This window comes from Spirillospora sp. NPDC049652, assembly GCF_040675125.1.
GTDB lineage: Bacteria > Actinomycetota > Actinomycetes > Streptosporangiales > Streptosporangiaceae > Spirillospora.
In genome coordinates, this window is sequence record NZ_JBFAOF010001248.1 from 1 (window position 1) to 1,752 (window position 1,752).

General features: G+C 74.7%; 2 protein-coding genes. Both read left to right on the plus strand.

The annotated features are described in order from the left end of the window. Positions 1-146: 146 nt before the first annotated feature. On the plus strand, positions 147-1,148 hold the full coding sequence (locus AB0J52_RS39080) for a ferrochelatase (RefSeq protein WP_500188122.1): 1,002 nt from the start codon (positions 147-149) through the stop codon (positions 1,146-1,148). Then, positions 1,145-1,752, plus strand: a 608-nt coding sequence (locus AB0J52_RS39085) for an inositol monophosphatase family protein (RefSeq protein ID WP_500188124.1), incomplete at its 3' end; no start/stop codon positions are given. The genes AB0J52_RS39080 and AB0J52_RS39085, both read left to right, overlap by 4 nt.

Sequence of the window (1,752 nt, forward strand, 5' to 3'; positions counted from 1 at the left end):
GCGGCGCGGGCAGGGTGCGCGCGGCGCGGGCGGCCTGGGCGCAGGGCGGCCGGTGCGCGGGGGGCGCGCCCTGCGTGAGGCGCGGCTGCGCGGGGCGCGGCGGGGGTGGTCCGGGGCGTTTGGTGTCGCCTGGTTGGATTGGAGGCATGAGCCAGGCGACGACGGCGGGCTATGACGCGCTGCTGCTGATCTCGTTCGGCGGCCCCGAGGGCCCGGACGACGTGATCCCGTTCTTGGAGAACGTCACGCGCGGACGGGGGATCCCGCGCGAGCGGCTCGCGAAGGTCGGCGAGCACTACCACCTGTTCGGGGGCGTCAGCCCCATCAACCAGCAGTGCCGCGAGCTGAAGGCGGCGGTCGAGGCGGACCTCGCGGCCCACGGCCTCGCGGACCTGCCGGTCTACTGGGGGAACCGCAACTGGGACCCCTACCTCACCGACACCGTCCGGCGGATGAAGGAGGACGGCGTCCGCCGGGCCGCCGCGTTCGTCACGTCCGCCTACGACGGGTACTCCTGCTGCGGGCAGTACGTCCAGGACATCGAGCGCGCCCGGGCCGAGGTCCCCGGCGCGCCCGAGATCGACAAGCTGCGGGTCTACTACAACCACCCGGGCTTCGTGGAGCCGTTCGTCGAGGCCGCCCGCGCCGCGCTGGCCGACCTCCCGGCCGACCTCAGGGACGGTGCGCACCTGGTGTTCAGCGCGCACAGCGTCCCGCTCTCCCAGCCGGGCCGCGAGCTGTACCAGGCGCAGCTTGAGGACGTCTCCGCCTACGTGGCCGAGCACGCCGCCCCCGGACGGCCCTGGAGGCTCGTCTACCAGAGCCGCAGCGGCCCGCCCACCCAGCCGTGGCTGGAGCCCGACATCGGCGACCACCTGGAGGACCTGCACGCCGCCGGCGTCCAGGCCGTGGTGAACGTCCCGATCGGGTTCGTCTCCGACCACATGGAGGTCAAGTACGACCTCGACGTGGAGGCCGCCGGTGTCGCCCGGAAGCTGGGCCTGGCCTTCCGCCGCGCCGCCACGCCGGGGACGCACCCCCGGTTCGTCGCCATGGTCCGCGAGCTCGTCCAGGAGCGCGCCGGCACGGAGCGTCCCGCGCTCGGCTCGCTCGGACCCCGTCCCGACACCTGTGGAGAATGCCGATGACCGACCCGTCCGAGCTGCTGGAACTCGCGCTGGAGACGGCCCGCGAGGCCACCCGGATGCTCGTGGACAAGCGGCCCGCCGACCTCGGCGTCGCCGCCACCAAGTCCAGCCCCACCGACGTGGTCACCGAGATGGACCGGGCGTCCGAGCGGCTGATCACCGAGCGGATCCTCGCGGCCCGGCCGCGCGACGCGTTCCTCGGCGAGGAGGGCGGCTCCACCGGCGGGGACAGCGGCGTCCGGTGGGTCGTCGACCCGATCGACGGCACCGTGAACTACCTCTACGACCTGCCCGACTGGGCGGTCAGCATCGCCGCCGAGGTGGACGGCGTGACCGTCGCCGGGGTCGTGGAGATCCCGCGCCGGGGCGAGACCTACACCGCCGTCCGGGGCGGGGGAGCGCTGCTGCACACCGCCTCGGGCGTGCGCGAGCTGCGGGTCAACACGGGCATCCCGCTCGACCGGGCCCTCGTCGGGACCGGTTTCGGGTACTTCCCCGAGCGCCGCGCCCACCAGGCCGAGGTGCTGACCGGCGTCCTGCCGCGCGTGCGCGACATCCGGCGCGGCGGCTCCTGCTGCGTGGACCTCTGCTCGCTGGCCGCCGG